The 18,578-nt window shown below is 74.3% G+C and carries 14 protein-coding genes and 2 pseudogenes; 4 read left to right on the forward strand and 12 right to left on the reverse strand.

Features of this window, described 5'->3' with window-relative positions; genetic code table 11:
- Nucleotides 1-34: 34 nt before the first annotated feature.
- The 7 genes and pseudogenes from BS80_RS27375 to BS80_RS27405 all read right to left on the reverse strand — a co-directional run bounded on the left by BS80_RS27375 (nt 35) and on the right by BS80_RS27405 (nt 8,196).
- Nucleotides 35-850 (reverse strand): class I SAM-dependent methyltransferase, encoded by an 816-nt coding sequence (locus tag BS80_RS27375; protein WP_035803141.1) that lies wholly within the window; start codon nt 848-850, stop codon nt 35-37.
- The gene (locus tag BS80_RS27380; protein ID WP_035803143.1) at nt 850-1,581 is read right to left on the reverse strand and encodes an ABC transporter ATP-binding protein; all 732 of its coding nucleotides are present in this window, start codon (nt 1,579-1,581) and stop codon (nt 850-852) included. Before BS80_RS27380 ends, BS80_RS27375 begins: the two co-directional genes overlap by 1 nt.
- A gap of 2 nt (nt 1,582-1,583) precedes the next feature.
- Entirely contained in the window at nt 1,584-2,333 is a 750-nt protein-coding gene (locus tag BS80_RS42055) for an ABC transporter ATP-binding protein (RefSeq protein ID WP_035803145.1), read from the reverse strand.
- Nucleotides 2,330-4,155: pseudogene (locus BS80_RS44280) on the reverse strand (ABC transporter permease subunit). Before BS80_RS44280 ends, BS80_RS42055 begins: the two are co-directional and overlap by 4 nt.
- 44 nt (nt 4,156-4,199) lie before the next feature.
- Nucleotides 4,200-5,369, reverse strand: a complete 1,170-nt coding sequence (locus tag BS80_RS27395) for an ABC transporter substrate-binding protein (protein WP_051967258.1) — start codon at nt 5,367-5,369, stop codon at nt 4,200-4,202.
- An 86-nt stretch (nt 5,370-5,455) separates the two neighbouring features.
- On the reverse strand, nt 5,456-5,878 hold the full coding sequence (locus tag BS80_RS27400; protein WP_035803149.1) for a roadblock/LC7 domain-containing protein: 423 nt from the start codon (nt 5,876-5,878) through the stop codon (nt 5,456-5,458).
- Nucleotides 5,875-8,196: a nitrate- and nitrite sensing domain-containing protein gene (locus tag BS80_RS27405; RefSeq protein ID WP_051967259.1), complete on the reverse strand. Its 2,322-nt coding sequence runs from the start codon at nt 8,194-8,196 to the stop codon at nt 5,875-5,877. Before BS80_RS27405 ends, BS80_RS27400 begins: the two co-directional genes overlap by 4 nt.
- Nucleotides 8,197-9,452: 1,256 nt before the next feature.
- On the opposite strand from BS80_RS27405, the pseudogene BS80_RS27415 reads away from it, so the two are divergent.
- A pseudogene (locus BS80_RS27415) lies at nt 9,453-9,773 on the forward strand (transglycosylase family protein); the annotation flags it as partial.
- Nucleotides 9,774-9,941: 168 nt separating this feature from the next.
- Nucleotides 9,942-11,312, forward strand: coding sequence for an amidase (locus BS80_RS27420; RefSeq protein WP_035803153.1), 1,371 nt, complete (start codon nt 9,942-9,944; stop codon nt 11,310-11,312).
- A gap of 55 nt (nt 11,313-11,367) precedes the next feature.
- Here the strand turns inward: BS80_RS27420 and BS80_RS27425 are convergent, their stop codons facing one another.
- From BS80_RS27425 to BS80_RS27440, 4 genes are all read right to left on the reverse strand, one after another.
- Nucleotides 11,368-14,451 (reverse strand): acyltransferase family protein, encoded by a 3,084-nt coding sequence (locus BS80_RS27425; RefSeq protein WP_051967260.1) that lies wholly within the window; start codon nt 14,449-14,451, stop codon nt 11,368-11,370.
- A 15-nt stretch (nt 14,452-14,466) separates the two neighbouring features.
- On the reverse strand, nt 14,467-16,137 hold the full coding sequence (locus tag BS80_RS27430) for a glycosyltransferase family 2 protein (protein ID WP_035803155.1): 1,671 nt from the start codon (nt 16,135-16,137) through the stop codon (nt 14,467-14,469).
- Nucleotides 16,138-16,455: 318 nt separating this feature from the next.
- Nucleotides 16,456-16,800 (reverse strand): hypothetical protein, encoded by a 345-nt coding sequence (locus tag BS80_RS27435; protein ID WP_035803157.1) that lies wholly within the window; start codon nt 16,798-16,800, stop codon nt 16,456-16,458.
- Between the two features lie 180 nt (nt 16,801-16,980).
- A complete protein-coding gene (locus tag BS80_RS27440; RefSeq protein ID WP_035803159.1) occupies nt 16,981-17,610 on the reverse strand; it encodes a TetR family transcriptional regulator in 630 nt (209 codons plus the stop codon).
- 167 nt (nt 17,611-17,777) lie between these two features.
- Here BS80_RS27440 and BS80_RS42060 point away from each other — a divergent pair, with 167 nt between their 5' ends.
- Together BS80_RS42060 and BS80_RS27450 are read left to right on the forward strand one after the other, a co-directional pair.
- Nucleotides 17,778-17,933, forward strand: coding sequence for a hypothetical protein (locus tag BS80_RS42060; RefSeq protein WP_035803161.1), 156 nt, complete (start codon nt 17,778-17,780; stop codon nt 17,931-17,933).
- A gap of 31 nt (nt 17,934-17,964) precedes the next feature.
- Nucleotides 17,965-18,252, forward strand: coding sequence for a hypothetical protein (locus BS80_RS27450; RefSeq protein ID WP_035803163.1), 288 nt, complete (start codon nt 17,965-17,967; stop codon nt 18,250-18,252).
- Between the two features lie 23 nt (nt 18,253-18,275).
- On the opposite strand, the gene BS80_RS27455 is transcribed toward BS80_RS27450, so the two are convergent.
- Entirely contained in the window at nt 18,276-18,557 is a 282-nt protein-coding gene (locus BS80_RS27455; protein WP_035803165.1) for a hypothetical protein, read from the reverse strand.
- Nucleotides 18,558-18,578: the final 21 nt, after the last annotated feature.

An 18,578-nucleotide genomic window follows, 5' to 3' on the forward strand; every position in this document is an offset into this window, starting at 1 on the left:
CCTTCCCAGATGGTGATCAGGTGTTGATCATCCGTCAGGCCACTGTAGCCACGCCGTTCTCCCGCGCCGGCATCCGCGCCGAGGTGGACACCAGGGAGTACGAGAGCGCGCTGAACCCCGGTCGGCGCACCAGCTCGCGGAACCGGGTCAGCTCGTCGAGGGTCAGGCCGGCCGCCAGCAGCCGGTCCTGGAGCTGGCGGGAGTTGATCTCGTGCAGCCGGGCCCCGCCGTCGCCCGTCCAGCTCTCGGCGTGCACGGTGGTGTGCACCTCCCGCAGGCCGAGCGCGGTCATCGCGGCGGGCGCGCGGTGCGCCCAGTGCAGGTCGGCGCCCAGCGCGCCGAGCACGTCGAGGATGCCCTCGACGACCCGGGCGAAGAGCGCCCGCTGCTCCGGGGCGAGCTCGCAGAGCACCGTCAGCGGGCTGCGGTCGAACTCCTCGACGAGCAGCACGCCGCCCGGCCGCAGCGCGCCGACCAGGGCGGCCAGCACCTCGTGCCGCTCGGGCAGGTGCAGCAGGACCAGGCGGGCGTGGATCAGGTCGAATCCGCCGCCCGGCGGTTCCTCGTGGCGCACGTCGTGCCGGCGCAGCTCCAGGTTGGCGGCCTCGCCCCGGAACCGGGCCGGGTCGATGTCGGTGGCGATCACCCGCCCCTGCGGGCCGACCCGCTGCGCGAGCAGTCGCGCGATCGAGCCGCCGCCCGCGCCGACCTCCCAGCAGCGGGCCCCGGGCGCCAGTTTGAGGGCGTCCAGTCGGCGGGCTGTGATCGGGTCCAGGAAGGCCTCCAGGACGGCGAGTTGGACCTCGGCGTCGGCGGCGCGGTTGTCGAAGGCGTACGTGGAGTCGGGCATCAGGGGGTGGCCTCCAAGCCGGTGACGGGGACGGGGGAGAGCGCGGCGAGCAGGGCGGCGGGGTCGGCGCGGGCGGCGGCGCCGTCCTGGGCGGCGGTGATCCGGCCCGCGGTCAGCACGGTCAGCCGGTCCGCCACCGAGGCGGCCAGCCGCAGCTGCGGGGCCGCGAGCAGGACGGTCAGACCGTCGTCGGCCAGCCTCCTGGTCAGCTGGAGGACCTCGTCGGCGAGGTCGGGCGCCAGGCCCTCGGTCGGCTCGTCCAGGAGCAGCAGTCGCGGCTGGCCGAGCAGGGCCCGGGCCAGCGCGAGCATCTGCTGTTCGCCGCCGGAGAGCCGACCGCCCGGCTGCGAGCGCCGCTCGTCCAGCCGGGGGAGCAGCCGCAGGACGGCCTGCGGGGTCCACGGCGCGGCCTGCCCACGCGGGCGGCGGTGCGCCAGCGCCAGGTGCTCGGCCACGGTGAGCCGGGCGAAGACCCGCCGGCCCTGCGGCACCAGGCCCACGCCGGCCCGGGCGATCCGGTGCGGCGGTTGTCCGTCGAGTCGTCGGCCGGCCAGCGTGACGCTGCCCCGGGACGGGCGGAGCAGGCCGGCGACGGTGTGCAGCAGGGTGGTCTTGCCGGCGCCGTTGTGCCCGAGGACGGCGTGCACGCTGCCCTCGGTGAGGGTGAGGTCGATCCCGTGCAGCACCGTGCCGCCACCGTGGCCGGCGCTCAGGCTCTCGATCTCCAGCATCGTCACAGCTCCCGGGCGCCGAGGTAGACCGCCCGCACCGCGGGGTCGGCGCCGACGGCGGCGGGGGTGCCGTGCGCCAGGACGCGGCCCTCGTGCAGCACGGTGACCAGGCCCGCCAGTGCGCCGACGAAGGCCAGGTCGTGCTCGACCAACAGCAGGGACACCTCGGCCGGGAGCTCTGCGAGAACGGCCACCAACCGGGCGGACTCGGTGTCGGTCAGTCCGGCCGCGGGCTCGTCCAGCAGGAGCAGTCGGGGCCGGCCCGCCAGCGCGGCCGCCAGTTCGACCAACCGCCGCTGTCCGTGCGAGAGTTCGCCCGCCTGCTGGTCGGCCAGGTCGGCGGCGCCGACCCGGTCGAGCCAGTCCAGGCAGCGCGTGCGCAACGCGCGGTAGCGGCCCGGCCGCCAGAGTCCGCGTTCGGCCGCCCGTGGCCAGGCCGCCAGCGCGACGTTGTCCAGCGCCGTCAACGAGTCGGCGACGGCCGGCTGTTGGAAGGTGCGGGCGATACCGGCCCGGGCCCGGCGGGCCGGCCCGGCGGCGCCGAGGTCGCGGCCGTCCAGGAGGATCCGGCCGGCCGAGGGGCGGGTGGTGCCGGCGATCAGGGCGAGCAGGGTGGACTTGCCCGCGCCGTTGGGCCCGATCACGGCGTGCCGCTCACCGTCGCGGATGGCGAGGTCGACGCGGTCGACGGCGGTCAGCGGGCCGTAGCGGCGGCTCACCGCGGTCAGGGCGAGCAGCGGGGCGGGGCTCACCGGCCGCCTCCCGGCCGCCGGAGCCGGACGCCCGCGACGCCGTCCGGCAGCAGGTAGACCGCCGCGACGAAGAGCGCCCCGAGTAGCAGCGGGCCGTGCCCCGGCCAGCGCGCGGCGAGCTGGTCGCGGACCACCACCACCAGCACCGCGCCCGCCAGCGCGCCCAGCGGCGAGCCGATGCCGCCGAGCACCGCGGCGAGCAGCACCAGCGAGGACGTGCCGAAGCCGACGTCGGCGGGGGAGACATAGCTCTGCTCGGTCACCAGCAGCGCGCCGCCGAGCCCGGCCAGCGCGCCCGCCCCGGTGCAGGCGGCCAGCAGCGCGGCGCCGACCCGGTGGCCGGCGGCGCGCATCCGCTCCTCGTGGTCGCGGCTGCCGGCCAGCAGCAGCCCCAGCGGGGAGCCGAGCACCAGCACGGTCGCGCCCAGCGCGAGCGCGGTGACCACCACCAGGTACCGGTAGAGCGCCGTGTCGTCCGTCAACGGTGCGCCGCCCCACCAGAGTCGGACAGCAGGGATGCCCGCGAGGCCGTCCGTCCCGCCGGTCACCGAGGTCCACCGGCCGGCCGCCGTGGCGACCAGTTCGCCGAGCGCCAGGGTGATCATCAGCGCCGTGGCGCCCCGGGCCCGCACCACCACCGGGCCGGTGAGCAGCGCGAAGAGCGCCCCGGCCAGCGCCGCCGCGAGCAGTTGCAGCGGGCCCACCGTGAGCCCGGCGCGGGCCAGCAGCGCCGTCGCGTAGGCGCCGACGGCGAACGGCGCGCCCTGGCCGAGCGTCGGCAGCCCGGCCCGCCCGGTCAGCACGCTCACCCCGACGGCGGGCAGGCCGAGCGCGGCGGCGGGGGCCAGCATGGCGAGCGTCCCGTCGTCCAGGACGGCCGGGACGACGAACAGGGCGAGCGCGGTGAGGGCGAGTGCGCCGAGCAGCTTCGTGCGCGCTTCCCCTCTCATGCCCGCCGCCACGACGTGCCGCTGCGCCGGCCGCGCAGGACGAGCGCGCCGGCCATCGCGGCGAACAGCAGGTAGGGGGCCAGGTCGGGCGCCAGCACCACGCCGAGCGTCTGCACCTCGCCGACGGCCACGGCCGCCAGCAGCGCGCCCCCGACCGAGCCGAGGCCGCCGAGCACCACGACGACCAGCGAGAGCAGCAGCACGGTGTCCGCGCTCTGCGGTCCGGGACCGATCACCGGCGCGCCGAGCACCCCGGCCAGCCCCGCCAGCGCGCCGCCCGCGACCAGCACCGCGGCGTGCACCCGGCGCGGATCGGTGCCCAGGCAGGAGACCATCTGCGGATCGTCCACCGTCGCCCGCACCAGCGCGCCGGCCCTGGTCCGGGTCAGCACCAGCTGTCCGGCACCCGCCAGCGCGGCGGCGACCACGATCAGGGCGAGCCGGTGGACGGGGTAGCGGTGCCCGGCCAGCAGCACGCTGGCGTTCAGCGCGGCGGGGAAGGCCACCGGCAGGTCGCCGGGGCCGGCCGCGCTGCTCAGCAGGTCGCCGCCGACCAGTGCGACGCCGAACGTCAGCAGCGCCTGGGCGAGATGGCCGCGCCGGCGCAGCGGTGCGGTGAGCGCGGCCAGCAGCGCGCCGCCGGCCGCCGCGGCCGCCGTGCCGGCGACCAGCGCGAGCAGCAGCCCGCGCCAGGTCCCGTCGCAGAGTGCCGCCGCGGTGTACCCGCCCACGGTGTACAGCGTCCCGTGGGCGAGGTTGAGCACGTCGCCGGTGCCGAAGGCCAGCGTGAGCCCGGCCGCCGCGACGAAGAGCAGCAGCCCGAAGGCCACCCCGTCGACGGCGGGCACCAGGTTGGCGTCGATCAGGCCCACGGCGGATGCTCCCCGGCTCCGGCTGACGGCTGGTGGCTGACGGCTCAGTTGCCGATGGTGGCCAGGTCCTGGACGGTCAGGTTGGACAGCGCCCGGCCGTCGTTCTTGACCTGCCGCAGGTACCACTTCTGCACCGGGGAGTGCGTGTTCTTGCCGAACTCCCAGGTGCCGCGCGGGCTGTCGATCTGGCCGAGACCGCCGATCGCGGTGTTGAGGGTCTCCGGGGTCAGGTTCTTCCCGGCGGCGGCGATCGCCTTGTCCAGCACGGCGGCCGCGTCGTAGGAGGCCATCGCATAGGTGGTCGGCGGGCCGGAGTGCTTGGCCTGCCAGGCGGCGACGAAGGCGCGGTTGCCGGCGTTGTCCAGGTCGGGCGCGTAGTTGAGCACCGACTGAATGCCCTTGGCCGCGTTGCCCTGGGCGTTGAGCACGCCGCCCTCGGTGAGGAAGCCGGCCGCGTAGAGCGGCACGCCGGCCACGTCGGACTGTGCGTACTGCTTGACGAAGTCGACCGCCGCGCCGCCCGCGTAGAAGCAGTAGACCGCCTTGGCGTGCGAGTTCTTGATCTGCGTGAGGTACGGCGTGAAGTCGGTGGTCTGCGGGAACGGGGTGAAGAGCGTCTTGCCTGCGGGGTTGGCGAGTTGGCCGCCCGCCTTGGTGAACGCCTGGGTGAAGCCCTGGAGTTCGTCCCAGCCGCCCTGGTAGTCCGGCCCGATCGCGAACACCGGTCCCTGGACGGTGTCGTGGACGTACTGGGCGATTGCCGCGCCCGGGTCGTCGGACATGAAGCTCGTGCTCCACTGCCGGCTGACGTCCTTGATCACCGGGCGGCCGTTGGAGCTGACCAGCGGGATCTTGTTCTCGGTCAGCAACGGGGTGACCGCGGCCACCGAGCCGGCGCCGACGATGCCGGTCATCGCGAGGATCTTGTCCTGCTTGACCAGCTTGGTCGCGGCGGGCAGCGCGGTGGGCGCGCCGTCGCCCTCGTCGGCCACCACCAGGTCGACGGGGTGGCCGCCGAGCCTGCCCTGGTGGCCGTCCAGGTAGAGCTGGAAGCCGTCGCGCATGTCGGTGCCGACCTCCTTGTACGTCCCCGAGAGCGAGGCCAGCAGGCCGATCTTGACGCTGCCCGACCCGGCGGCGGCGCGGGAACTGCCACCGCTGCACCCGGAGGCGCCGAGTGCGGTGACGAGCAGGAGAAGTCCCGTGGCGCGCATCCCGCGTGTCGAGGTGCGTCGCGTGCGTGCGCCGCGTGCCGATGTCATGCGTACTCCAGGGTCGGTGGGAGAGGGGGAGCGAGACGTCAGGAGGCGCCCGAGGACGTGGAGTTGAGCAGCATCGCCCGGGCGGCTGGGGCCAGTGCCGGGCCGACCTGGTTGATCAGCTCGGCCATCTCGTAGGAGACCTGTCCGATGTCGCAGGTCTTGCCGGCCAGCACCAGCAGGGAGGCACCGCTGCTGACCGCCATCGAGAAGAGGAAACCGCCCTGGAGCTCGGTCAGGTTGCTGATCACCGGGTCGGCCTCCAGCAGCCGGCCGGCTCCGGCCAGCAGGCTGACCAGTCCGGAGGCGATCGCCGCGAGCTGGTCGCCGCGCTCGGGCGCCACGTCGCGGGTGGCGGCGATCAGCAGGCCGTCGGCGGAGACCGCCACCGCGTGGGTGATCTCGGGCACCCGGGCCGCGAAGTCGTTCAGCAGCCAGTCCAGGTCGGGAGTCTGGGAGGTCACGAGTTTTCCTTCTGTTCTGGGTCGGACAGGACGGACGTGGGCGCGACGCGCCCGGAGCGGCTGGCGCCGATGCCGCGCGCGTAGGCGGCCATCGCGGCCGAGACCCGGGCCGGGTCGCGCCGCTCCTCCACGGGCGGGGCGGGGACCGGTTGGGCGGGAGCCGACGGTTCGGCCTCGGCGCCGCGCGGGCGGCGCTGCGGCAGGCCGGCCGCGGTGATCGCGGTGGTCGCGCTGTTCGCGCTGTTCGCTGAGAGGACGGCCGTGGTCGGTGCGGGTCCGCCGGTCCGGCCCGCCGCCGCCAGGGCAAGGACGGGTTCGGGCTCCACGACGGCGGCCGGGACGGCCGGGAGGGCCGCGACGGACACCGGCGGTCGCACCGGCTCGGCCGTGGCGACCCTGAACACCGCTTCGGGCAGCGAGACTTCGGCGATCGTCCCGCCGCCCGGGCGCGGCCGCAGCTCGACCCGGACGCCGTACCAGGACGCCAGCTGGCCGACCACGCCCAGGCCCATCGCGCGGACCCCGGTCACCTCCACCGGCGGCGGCGAGGCCAGCCGGGCGTTCACGGGCGCCCACTGGTCCTCGGCCAGGCCGATGCCCTCGTCACAGATCAGCACGACCACCCGGTCCGCGAGCAGCCGCGCCTCGGCGGTGACCCGGCACTCGGGGCGGGAGAACGCCGTGGCGTTGTCCAGGAGTTCGGCGAAGAGGTGGACCAGGTGGTCGACCGCCTCGGCCGCGATCAGCACCCCGGGGTCGAAGGTGCCGAAGTCCACCCGGGTGTAGCGCTCGATCTGGCCCATCGCGGCCCGCAGGACGTCCTCGATGGCGGCGTCCCGGCCGCGCACCCGCGCGGAGGCTTCGCCGCCGAGCACCAGCAGGCTGTGGTTGTTGCGGCCCATCCGGCTGGCCAGGTGGTCGAGCGCGAACAGCCGCTCCAGCCGGGCCGGGTCGTGCTCGTCGCGCTCGGCCGCGTCCAGCGCCTTGATCAGCGCGCCGGTCAGCCGGTCGCCACGCCGGGCCAGGCCGACCAGCAGGGCGCCCAACCGGTCGCGCATGGCGGCCTGTTCGGCCGCGATCCGGACCGCCTCGCGGCTGACCGAGTTGAACGCGGAGCCCACCTCGGCGATCTCGTCGCGGCCGCGGACCTTGACCGGGTCGCCCGCGGCGGCGGCGAACTCCTCGGGGGTGGAGCTGCCGAGCGCCCCGCGGGCCGCCAACGCCTCGACGGCGGCGGGCAGTCGCTCGTGTGCGACGGCGTGCGCCGCGTCGCGCAGCCGGCGCAGCTCGCGGATCATCGGGCGGCCCAGCCGGATCGCCAGCGTGACCACACCGGCCACCACCAAGAGCACCGCCAGGACCTCGCCGAGCGTCCAGGCACGCTGGACGTTGCGCAGGTGGGTGACATCACCGGAGATCGACTGGTCGATCCGCTGCTCGACCTGCTGGAGGCGGTCGACGCGCTGGTCCATCGCGCCGGTCCAGACGTCGGTGCCCGGCAGCCGGTCGCCGGGCCGGGAGCGCTCGACGGCGTCCTCCAGCCGGCCGGCGTCGATCACGCCGTCGCCGGTCAGCGCGTGGTCCAGCCAGGCCTGCCAGAGCGGGTCAGCGGTCCGGCCGAACTCCAGGACGGACTCGGTGTATCCGCTGCGGGTGGAGGCGATGGCGTCCTGTGCGGCGGGCGTCAGACCGCCGGCGGCCTGGGCCCGCAGCACGGCCAACTCCTCCTGGCTGGCGTACTCCTCGGCCCGGGAGAGGGCGACCGCGCTGTTGATCCGGGCGGCGACGGTGGCGGACGCCTTGCCGGCCTCGGCCACGTCGGCGCGGAAGTCGAGGAGGTCGGCGACCAGGATCCGGTACTGGAAGGTGACGGCCGAGAGTTCGGCCCCGGCGCCGGACTGGACCTGTCGGCGCAGCGCGGGCAGGCCGTCGAGCGCGCCGTCGACGGTCTGCAGCAGGCCGTCGGTGCCGCCGGGCATCGCCTGCAGGCGGTCGCGGAGCCTGCGGTACTGCGTGATGCTCGCGTCGGTGGTCCGGGTCTGGTCGAGGTAGGCGTTGCTCTGTGCGGCAATGGGGGCGTCGCCGGTGGTGGTGCCGTCGGCGGGGCCGCCGCCGGAGAGCAGCACGGCGGCGGCGGTGCGTTCGTTCTGCAGTTGGTGGGTCAGCTGGCCTGCCTGGGAGCCGAGTTGCACCAGCGTCCGCAGTCGGGCGGCGTCCAGGGCCTGCCCGGCGGCGGTGCGCACGGCGAGGGCGGCGAAGGCCAGTACGGCGATCAGCGGGACGACGGCGAGTACCGCGAGCTTGCGGGTGATCCTCACAGGGCCGGACCCCCGAGCCGCTGCGTGCCGCGCGGAGTGCTGGCGCGGGGTATGCGGCGGACAGCGGGGTGGATATGACGATCAGTCATGGAAGCGCCTTGGGAGGGGTCTTGGTCCGGACATGGGCCGCAACGGCGGAGCGGTCCGACCCTGCCACGGGCAGGCGGACTCCGTCGTGCGGATGGTGCGGGGTGTCGCCCGGCCCGAGGATCCGCGCGGCGCCGGGCGGCGCGCGGGTGAGGGGTGCGGGTCGGGCGGGCCGTGCCTGGTTCCGGGGCCGCCGGGCGTCAGGCCGGGGCCTGCGCGGATCGGCCGCGGTCGGGCGGCGCGTTCCCGTCGTCCGTGGTCCGCCGCTCGGTGACGACGCGCCGCCGGGTGGCGGTGCGATCGGCGATGAGCACAGCGGCCTCCGGTGGGATCAGGTACCTGCCATGCGCGACTGCGGACAGGAGTTCGGCCCTCGAACCGGCCATCCCCGGTCGGGGTTCAGGCGGAAGCGTAGCCTACTCATGTGCCGTCAGACCTCGGAGCTCGGAGCGGGGTTGGGCGGACCGCTGTGACCAGCGACGACGACGCTGCGGGGGGTGAGTGCGGAAGGCTCCGCCGTGCGGGCCCCGGGCCGGCCGCGGCGGCGACGGGCTCCTGGTAACCGTCCGCACCTGATCGGTGACCTCGGGTATGGCTCGGCGCCGGATCCGGGGGTGGTGTGGTGGGGGCCACTGGGGGTGGGGTGGTTGGTGGCGGTGGGTGGTGGGTGGGTGGACGGGGAGTGGGGGTGGTGGGGTTTTGTGGTGTGGGGTGGGCCACTTTCGGGGGTGGGTGGGGGTGGGTGGTGCTTGGGGTTGACGGGGTGTGGGGGTGGTGGGGGAGATCTTTACCGGCGGTAACGCCGTTCTGAGCTGGGGGTTTGTGGAATTGCTTGTGCTGGGTGGGGGTGGCGCCTAACTTCGTTCTCAGTGCAGCGAGCACTACTCGGGTTCACCCCCGGCGCACCGTGTTCTGTCGGTGTCTCTCGTACGGCCCCCTGTCCGGGGCGTGCGGGTGTGGATGGGTGGCCGGGGCGGCACGGCGCGTCGAGGACGCGCCGGTCGTCTGTTGGAGAGGCAAGCGGGATTTCGAGGCCCTTTCGTCAGGGTCTGGTTCCGTGTGTCCGCCCGGGGTCTGTCGAGAGGATGTACATGACCTTCCGTACCGAGAACTCCGCTTCCGCTGTCGCCGGTAACTCCGTGAAGGCCGGTCGTCGTGGCCGTCTGCGGATGGCGCTGATGGGTGGCGTCATCGTCGCCCTGCCGGTTGCGGGTCTCGTGACGGCGACGACGGCTTCGGCCGCGTCGGCCTCCACCTGGGAGAAGGTGGCCCAGTGTGAGAGCACCGGGAACTGGAGCATCGACTCCGGCAACGGCTTCTCCGGCGGTCTGCAGTTCACCCAGTCGACCTGGGCCGCGTTCGGTGGCACCGCGTTCGCCGACAAGGCCGCGCACGCCAGCGAGGCGCAGCAGATCTCGGTGGCCGAGAAGGTCCTGGCCGCTCAGGGCCCCGGCGCCTGGCCGGTCTGCTCGGTCAAGGCCGGCCTGTCCTGATCCGCGCCACCACAGCCTGAACCCGGCCCGGCCGTCCCCCCGTAGTACCTGGGGGACGGCCGGGCCGTCGGCGTTCCCGCCCTGGATCACCGGAGCGCGGTTCGCTAGGTTGCCTCCTACCGCGCCGACGCGTGCGTGCGGCCGGTGCGACGGAAGGTGGGACCGATGGCGAGCTGGGTCGGACGAAGCGCGGTGGAGATCGCCGCCGCCGTACGAGCGGGCGAGGTGACGGCGCGCGAGGTGGTGGCCGAGCACCTGACGCGGATCGCGGACGTCGACGGGCGGGTGGGGGCGTTCCGTACCGTCTGGCCGGCGCGGGCGCTGGCCGAGGCGGAGGCGCTCGACCGGCGCTCCGACCTGGCGGACCTGCCGCTGGCGGGCGTCCCGGTGGCGGTCAAGGACAACCTCGCGGTCTCCGGTGAGGCGACCCGGCACGGTTCGGCCGCGACGCCGAGCGACGCCGCGCGGGAGGACCACGAGGTGGTCCGCCGACTGCGGGCGGCCGGCGCGGTGCCGGTCGGCCTCACGCAGGTGCCCGAACTCTGCGTCTTCGGCACCACCGACAGTGTCTACGGCGTCACCCGCAGTCCGTGGGACCTCAGCCGCAGCGCGGGCGGCTCCTCGGGCGGCAGTGCGGCGGCGGTGGCGGCCGCGATGGTGCCGATCGCGGTGGGCAACGACGGCATGGGGTCGATCAGGATCCCCTCGGCCAACTGCGGCGTCCTCGGCCTGAAGCCCGGCCGTGGCTCGGTGCCCGCCGGCCTGGGCGTGGACGGCTGGTTCGGCATGGCCGAGAACGGGCCGATCACCACCAGCGCCGCCGACGCGGTGCTGATGTACCGGGTGCTGGCCCAGAGCGCCTGGACGGACTCCGCCGCCGCGCCCGACCGCACCGACGGGCTGCGGATCGCGCTCTCGGCGCGCTGTCCCTCGGTGGGGATCCGGGTCGATCCGGCGCACGTCGCCGCGGTGCGCGGCACCGGACGGCTGCTGGCCGACGCCGGGCACATCGTTTCGCGCGCCGAGGCGCCGTACCCGCTCTGGCTCGGTCCCGCGGCGGTGGGCCGCTGGCTGGAGGGCACCGCGGCCGACGCGGCCGCGCTGGACGCCCGGCTGCTGAACGCCCGGACCCGCCGGCACGCCGCCGTCGGACGCCTGGTGGCCCGCACCGGACTGGTCCGCGCCACGCAGCGCAGCCGCTGGGAGGAACTGCTGGAGTCGTTCTTCTCCCGCCATGACGTGCTGGTCACGCCCACCCTGGCCCAGCGCGCCCCCTCGGCCGAGCGCTGGCACACCCGTGGCTGGGCGGTCAACGTGGCGTCGAACATCCGCTACGCCCCGTTCAGCTTCCCCTGGAACCTGGCGGGTTGGCCGGCGCTCGCGCTGCCGGCGGGTGAACACCCGACCCACCGCGTGCCGCTGTCGGTGCAGCTGGTCGCGCCGCCCGGCGGGGAGGAGCGGCTGCTCGCGCTGGCCGCCCTGCTGGAGAAGCGGCGGCCGTGGACCCGGACGGCGCCGCTCGATCCGGTGCGCTGAACGCGGCCGGGCCCGCCGTGCGTCTTGCGCACGGCGGGCCCGGACCGGCTCACGCCTAGGGCTTGCCCGGCCGGGTCTGCACCGAGACGTACTGCACCCGCATCGGATGCCCCGGTTCGGTGCCCGGCCCTGCCGAAGCCCCGTACGCGGTCGGCAGGTTGCCGCCGACGGCCACGTCCATGATCAGGAAGAGCCCGTGGTGCACGGCGGCGTCCCAGGTCGCGGTGTCCATCTGGTCCGCCGACACGCGGTGGTACTCGCGCCCGTCCAGGTACCAGCGGACCTGTTCGGGCTTGCTGGAGAAGTCGACCTCCACCGCGTACGTGTGGAAGCCGCTCCGGCAACCGGCGCACGGCTGCTCGCCCGAGCCGAGTCCCTTCGGCTCCTGGCAGGGGCCGCCCTGGGCGGTGCCGCAGTGCAGGGTCCCGAAGACACCGGCCCGTCCGTTGACGGACTCCATCGCGTCGATCTCGCCGATCCCCGGCCAGCCGGTGTAGCCGTCGCGCAGCCCGGAGCCGAGGGTCCAGAACGCGGGCCAGTAGCCGGCCGCCGCCGGGCCGGTGACGTCCGGCAGGGCGATCGAGGTCTCGATCCGCAGGAGGCCGCCGGGTGGCGGTGCCAGGTCGGCGCGGCGGGACTCGATGCGGCCCGAACTCCACTTCCCCTGGCTCAGGGTGGGCACGATCTCCAGTGAACCCTTGCCGTCCAGGCGGACGTTGTCGGTCGAATCGGTCATCGTCTCCAGCTCGCCGGTTCCCCACTGGGCGGCCGGGCAGCCGGGGTAGCAGGTGCCGGTGTCGTACTGCCAGAGTGCGCCGGAGGGCCGGCTGCCGGCCGGGCCGTCGAAGTCGTCGCGCAACACCTGGGTCCAGCCGTCGGCCGCCGGTTGGCCGCCGGTGGGCGCGTTACGGGCGGGAACCAGGCCCGCGTCGGTGAGCAGCCGCTCAAGGCGGGGTGTCAGGACCACGGCCGCGACGTTGGTCAGGTGGGCGTCGTCGCGGTAGAGCAGGATCCGCTCCAGCACCGCCGGGCAGCTGCGGCCCGAGCCGGGGCAGAGCACCGCGTTCACGTCCAGGGTGTGCACGCCGGGCTCGCGGCCGGCGGCGATCGCGTCGGCCAGCGGGTCCGGCCACTGGGCCGAGCTGCGGGCGAAGTCGCAGGCGCCGGGGTCCGCCGGGTGGCCGGAGACGCAGGCGGGGACGTCGGTCCCCGGGATCGGGGTGTCCTTGACGTAGACGATCGGCACGCCGAGCGCGCGCAGTGGCGCCAGCGTCTGGTCCCAGGCCTGGCTGAGGAGTTGCTGGTCGGCGGTGTAGCGGTTCAACGAGGCGACCACGATCAGCCGGGGCTTCGGCTCGCTGCGCAGCCGCTCCAGGCTGTTCGCCCGCCAGCTGTCGCACTCGTGGTAGCTGCGGCCGAGCTGCGGATTGACCACCTCCAGCTGCGGCAGCGGGCAGCCCTGCTTGACCAACTCCTCCAGACCCCAGTGCCGTTCGGCGGCGATGGCGAGGAAGGGGGAGAACCACTGGCCGGCGTGCGAGTCGCCGAGCAGCACGATCCGGTCCGGTCCTGCGGCGTTGGCGCTGGCGGCCGCGCCGGCCCCCACCGCCGCGTTGCCGTTGCCCGTGGAGCTGCTGCGGGTGGCGGCGCCGAAGAGGCAGGGCGGGCTGCTGGTCGCGGTCGGTGGCACCTCGCAGGAGCCGTCCGGCGGGAAGTCCTTGCGCGCCTGGACCGCGTCCGGCACCACCGGGCCGCCACGGGCACTCGCCGCGCCCTGCACGAGCAGCGAGGTGCCGTCGGGGGAGCCCGGCGGCAGCCCGGCCAGGTCGACCGGCGCGGCGGGACCGAGCAGCCGCAGCGTCCCGGTGCCCACCACGAGCGCGAGCACGACCGGGACGATCACCGCGACCAGGCCCAACGACAGCCCACGGCGCGGCAGTTCGGTCACCACGCGGTTGCTGCGCAACGGCCGTTCCACCCAGCGCACGGCCGCAGTGGCGGGCAGCGCGGCGGCGGCCGTCAGGGCCACCTTCACCGGCCAGCCGATCGTCCCGAGCCTGGCCTCGGCCAGCACCAGTACGGGCCAGTGCCACAGGTAGAGGTTGTAGGAGAGTCGGCCGATCGCCCGCGGCGCCCGGGTCGAGAGCAACCACCCGACACTGTACGGGGCTTGGGCGACCCCGTCGCGTCCAGGCGCCCCGGACAGCAGCACCGCCGCGGCGCCCAGGGTCGGCAGCAGCGCCGCGTAGCCCGGATAGGGCGTGCTCGCGTCGTAGCGCAGCACCGACCAGGCGATCGCGGCGGCCCCGGCCCAGCCGCTCAGCGCGCGCAGCGGGCTCGGCCCGCGCAGCCGGTGCAGGGGTGCCAGCGCGAGCAGCGCGCCGACGCCGAACTGCCAGACCCGGGAGGGTGATCCGAGATAGGCGAGGGAGACCGAGCCGTGCGTCCAGCGCAGCGCGAGGGCGAACGAGACCGCGGTCGCGGTGGCCGTGGCGGTGATCAGGACCAGCCGCAGGGCCCGTCCGCCGAGCCGGGTGCCGCCGTCGCGTCGCAGAGCGCGGGCGGTGAGCAGCACGAGCAGCGCCAGCAGCGGCGCCCAGACCAGGTAGAACTGCTCCTCCACCGCCAGCGACCAGAAGTGCAGCAGCGGGCTCGGGTCCCGCCCGGCGGCGAGGTAGTCGGTCTGTTGCGCCACGAACCGCCAGTTGGCGACGGAGAGCGCGGAGGCCAGGACGTCGTACTCCAGGTCGGTGCGCCGCAGCGGCGCGGTGAACCAGACGCCGGCGAGAGCGACCACGGCCAACACCAGCGCGGCCGAGGGCAGCAGCCGGCGGGCCCGCCGGGAGAAGAACTCGGCCAGCCTGATCCGCCCGGTGCTGACGGCCTCGCGCAGCAGTAGACCGGTGATCAGGTAGCCGGATATGACGAAGAAGACGTCCACGCCGACGAAGCCGCCGGCCAGGCCCGGCACCGCGGCGTGGAACCCGAGCACCGCGAGCAGCGCGACCGCGCGCAGCCCCTCGATGTCGGGACGGAAGGCGGAGGCACGACCCTGCGGGCCGTGCGCGGAGCCCGCGGAGGGCGGGCCGGGAATGCTGATGGCGTCCGGAAGGAGCTCGGGAACAGCGGTCGGAGACATCGGTGTGACGACCTTTCAGCCCAGCCAGGGCAGCATCGGGCTGACCCAGCCGGAGGCGAGCAGGGCGGTGAGCGCGAGGGCGGCGGTGACGGCCAGCGCCTCGGGCCAGCGCCGGGGCAGCATGCCCGTCGCGCGGCGGGACGGCCCGTGCGGGGCACGACGGGTGGACGGCCGCAACTCTGCGACCAGGTCCCGGATGAGCGGCAGGCCGATCTGGGCCTGCACCAGCAGGTAGAGCCCCAGGCCCCAGTTGGGCCCCCAGCCGTGCGCCGAGACGTCGAGCGCGAGACCGCCGGCCGCGGCGGTCAGCGAGCAGGCCAGCCAGACCAACGCGATCAGCACGACCTTGCGGGCCAGCCCGCCCGGCTTCGCCCGCCCGGCGCCCGTCGGCACCCAGGCGGCGCTGTGGCCGCGCAGCGTGTGCACGAAGGCGGCCGCCGCGGCGACACTCATCAGCACGTTGGCGCGCACCACCTCGACCCGCCAGCGGGTCCGGCTGACCCGGGGCAGCAGGACGTGCCAGAGCCAGAGCGGCGCGAGCAGCGGCAGGACGTGCCAGGGGCGGATCTGGCCGGGGTAGCAGTACATCATCACCAGCGGCGGCAGTGGCGCGGCGAAGAGGTTGACCGCCATGGTCAGGTAGCCGACGATGCCCTCGTAGAAGCAGAACCGCATCCGCCAGGGCGCCTTGACCCGCTTCAGGTCGGAGCTGCGCAGCAGGTGCAGGTTGCCCATCGTCCAGCGGTACTGCTGGTTGACGAAGGAGGCCAGGCTGTCGGGCGAGGTGCCCTTGGCGACCAGGATCGGGACGTAGAGGGTCCGGTAGCCCTGCTCGAAGAGGGCGAGGCCGGTGTACATGTCCTCGCTGTGGTCGAGCCGCGCGAAGCCGCCGGCCGCGTCGATCGCGCTGCGCCGGTAGACCGCGTTGCTGCCGCAGCAGATGGCGGCGTCGCTGGCGTCGCGGGAGGGCTGGATCCAGCGGAAGAACCACTCCTGCGCCGAGCCGGCGGCCCGCTCGATCCAGCTCATGCTCTCGTCGGTGTCGAAGCACTGCGGGCTCTGCACGATGCCGATCCGCGCGTCGGCGAAGTACGGCACCAGGTGGCGCAGGAAGTCCGGGCGCGGTGCGAAGTCGGCGTCCAGAATGGCGATGTACTCGGCGCTGCTGAGGGTGAGCGCGTGGTTGAGGTTGCCCGCCTTCTTGAGGTGGCCGCGGTCGGGGCGCACCACGTAGCGGTAGCCGTAGGTGTCGGCCAGGGCGGCGACCTCGGCGCGGTCGCCGTCGTCGAGCACCCAGACCGTCAGTTCGCCGGGCCAGTCGGCGGCGGCCACCGCGCGGTAGGCGTTCTCCAGGACGGCGAGGGGCTCACCGCAGGTCGGCAGGTAGAGGTCGACGCTCGGCGCCCGGGCCGGCTGCCAGGCACGGACCAGGACCTCGTGCGACTGCCGGGTGAGCCGGCGGCTGCGCAGGCTGTTGAGCGAGGAGAGCGCGAGCGCCGCCACGTTGAGCCCCAGCACCGCAAGGAAGGCCCACAGTGCGGGAGTTCGCAGGGCGAAGGTGAGCATGGTGGCCGCGGTGAAGACGAACGCGAGCGAGGTGCAGATGAGTACCCAGCGGCGCTGCGGCCCGAAGTACCAGTAGAGCTCCTGATCGTTGGGTGGAGCAGGCAGGTGATCGACAGTCATATGGCCCCCACAGCCGTGTGTCCGACATCCTGAGGGCAACGGTAGCTGATTGGTATAGACCACTTGACCACGGTCCGGGGAGTGGAACGTCTCCGGGCACGTTTCGGCCAGCCTCGCCGATCCGCCCGGCCGCGCGGGGAATCGGCAGGTCGCGGCGGGGTGAACAGTGGTCCAACAGGCCCGTCCCGGACCGCCCGCGCCCGCAGACGCGAACAGTCCCCGCAGTCGAGGCTGCGGGGACTGTGCGAGCCGGACGGAGCTGGATGTCAGGATCCAACTCCGTTCGCCCCGAGGGCTGGTGGGCCTTCGGAGAACAGGTCAGCCGATCGCGTGCGAGAGCAGCGCGGCGTCGCCGTTGGCCTGGGTGGTCTGGCCGACGTTGCAGATCTGGTGCCCCTGCTGGTTGAGCACCGGCACGTCCACCTGCACCGGAACGAGCACGCCGACCTGCACGTGGTGCACCTCCGGCAGGCAGAGGTTCAGGTTGTCGGCGGTGTGGTAGTTCGCGCTGTGGTTGCCCGATGTTCCGGTGGTGTTGGTCCCGCCATTGCCCTGCACGGAGGCCGCGGAGCCGTCGGTGTCGCCGATCGCCATCGCCGGCGCGGAGAGCGCGGCGATCGAGGCGACGGCGATTCCGGCACCCGCAAGAGCCTTCTTGAACATGAGTCATCCTTTCGACAGTGCCCGGCGCGGACCTTCGAGGGGGCGCCGACGCAGTAACCAACGTCGCGTTCAACGCGTGGCCTGCGGCCGGGACACTCTCTGTACGCCGTTTGGGCTACCCGGCGACCGCACGTGGCCGCGGCACTGGCTGCGGCGCCGGCCCTCGTACCGTGGGCGCCTTCAGGCGGTCGGCCAGTGCAGGCGGCCCAGGCTGATCAGGCGCAACTGTGCGCGGGCGGTGGCGGCGATCCGCTGCTCGGCCTCGGGTTGGTCCCCGGGTGCCTCCAGGAATGCGGCCGCCGTGGAGACCAGGTGCTCGACGTAGAGCCCGGAGAGCATCCGCAGGTCCGCCTGGCTCCAGGCCGCGCTCTGCTCCTGGGTGCCGAGCGCGGCGGCCACCTCGACGGTGAACGCGTCGAGTTCGGCGGTGATCGCGGCCCGGACGGGCTGCACGCCGCCGTGCCGTTCGCGCGCCAGGAAGCGGACGTGCGCGCGGTGCTCCCGTACGTGCCGGGCCACCACCTCGACGGTGCGGTCGATCAGTTGCTCGGCGTCGCCCTCGCCGGCCAGCACCGCCGTGATCATGCCGTGCAGGCTCGCCAGCGACTCCTCGACGAGCGCGACGCCGAGGTCGTCCAGATCGCGGAAGTGCCGGTAGAACCCGGCGGGTGACATCCCGGCGGTGCGGGTCACCTCGCGCACGCCGAGGCTGCTGAGGTTCTGGTGTTCGAGCAGGAGCAGTCCCGCGTCGAGCAGGGCGCGGCGGCTCTGCTGCTTCTGGGCCTGTCTGACTCCGAGGGTGTGACTCACATCATTCAGTAAACAACTGTTTGCCGACTTTGGCCAGCGTAGAGTGGAGAAGTCAGCGAACAGTTGTTATCCCAACTGTTCGCTGAATGGTCGTCGCCCGTACGTCGCCCATATGTCCGCCCGCACCGTCGGCTGTTACCCGGCCGATCCGTCCCGAAAGGCCGCAGATGTTCCTCCTTGCCGTGATCGCCGTCATGGGCGTCCTGATGGGCGCCGCCAGCCACACCACCCTGCCGGTCTTCCTGGCCGCGTCGGCCGCCATCACCGCCTGGCTGCTCGCCTTCGGCGTCCGCGAGGGCGTCGCACGCGCCCGCCGTCACTGAGACACCACCACCCCCGGGAAGGAACAGACCGATGTCAGCCCTGACGCACCCGCAGCCCCAGCCCGACCGTTCCCCCGCCACGACCGAGGACGCCGACGGCATGGCCGTGGCGTCCTTCGTCCTCGGCCTGATCGGCCTGCTGATCTTCAACGTCGTCCTCGGCCCGTGCGCCCTCGTGCTCGGCTCGCTGGCGCTCACCCGCCGCACCGCCCGCCGAGGCCGCGCCCTGCTCGGCATCGCGCTCGGCGCGGCCGACCTGCTGGTGCTGGCGGTCGCCGTCCTCTCCAGCCATGGCACGATCTGGCAGCTCGGCGCCTGAGAAGCACTCGCCCAGTGAGCGGACTACGACTTCAGCGGGCGCCCGGTCCTGGCCAGCGAGCAGAGCGCGCCGACGATGACCTCGCCCACCGGCCGGTCGAACTCCGCACCGGCCGAGCGGTTGACCCCGACGCCGCGCCCGAGCCACCGGCTCCGGCCGCGTTCGGCGCCGCGCAGCAGGGACCCGCCGATGACCGGCGTGGCGCCCCAGGACGCCAGGAACTGCTTGGCGCTCGGCGCGGGCGCGGCGGACCGGGACAGGTAGGCGTCGACCGTCGCCTGGACGGCCGGGTCCTCGGCCAGCACGGCGAACCGGCTCTCGTCCCG

This window comes from Kitasatospora mediocidica KCTC 9733, from assembly GCF_000744225.1.
Classification (GTDB): Bacteria; Actinomycetota; Actinomycetes; order Streptomycetales; family Streptomycetaceae; genus Kitasatospora; species Kitasatospora mediocidica.

Coding starts and splice junctions, on each gene's coding strand:
- BS80_RS42060 (WP_035803161.1), top strand. CDS start 17,778: ATGTTCCTCCTTGCCGTGATCGCCGTCATGGGCGTCCTGATGGGCGCC.
- BS80_RS27380 (WP_035803143.1), bottom strand. CDS start 1,581: ATGCTGGAGATCGAGAGCCTGAGCGCCGGCCACGGTGGCGGCACGGTG.
- BS80_RS27425 (WP_051967260.1), bottom strand. CDS start 14,451: ATGTCTCCGACCGCTGTTCCCGAGCTCCTTCCGGACGCCATCAGCATT.
- BS80_RS27375 (WP_035803141.1), bottom strand. CDS start 850: ATGCCCGACTCCACGTACGCCTTCGACAACCGCGCCGCCGACGCCGAG.
- BS80_RS27435 (WP_035803157.1), bottom strand. CDS start 16,800: ATGTTCAAGAAGGCTCTTGCGGGTGCCGGAATCGCCGTCGCCTCGATC.
- BS80_RS27450 (WP_035803163.1), top strand. CDS start 17,965: ATGTCAGCCCTGACGCACCCGCAGCCCCAGCCCGACCGTTCCCCCGCC.
- BS80_RS27420 (WP_035803153.1), top strand. CDS start 9,942: ATGGCGAGCTGGGTCGGACGAAGCGCGGTGGAGATCGCCGCCGCCGTA.
- BS80_RS27395 (WP_051967258.1), bottom strand. CDS start 5,369: ATGCGCGCCACGGGACTTCTCCTGCTCGTCACCGCACTCGGCGCCTCC.
- BS80_RS27430 (WP_035803155.1), bottom strand. CDS start 16,137: ATGACTGTCGATCACCTGCCTGCTCCACCCAACGATCAGGAGCTCTAC.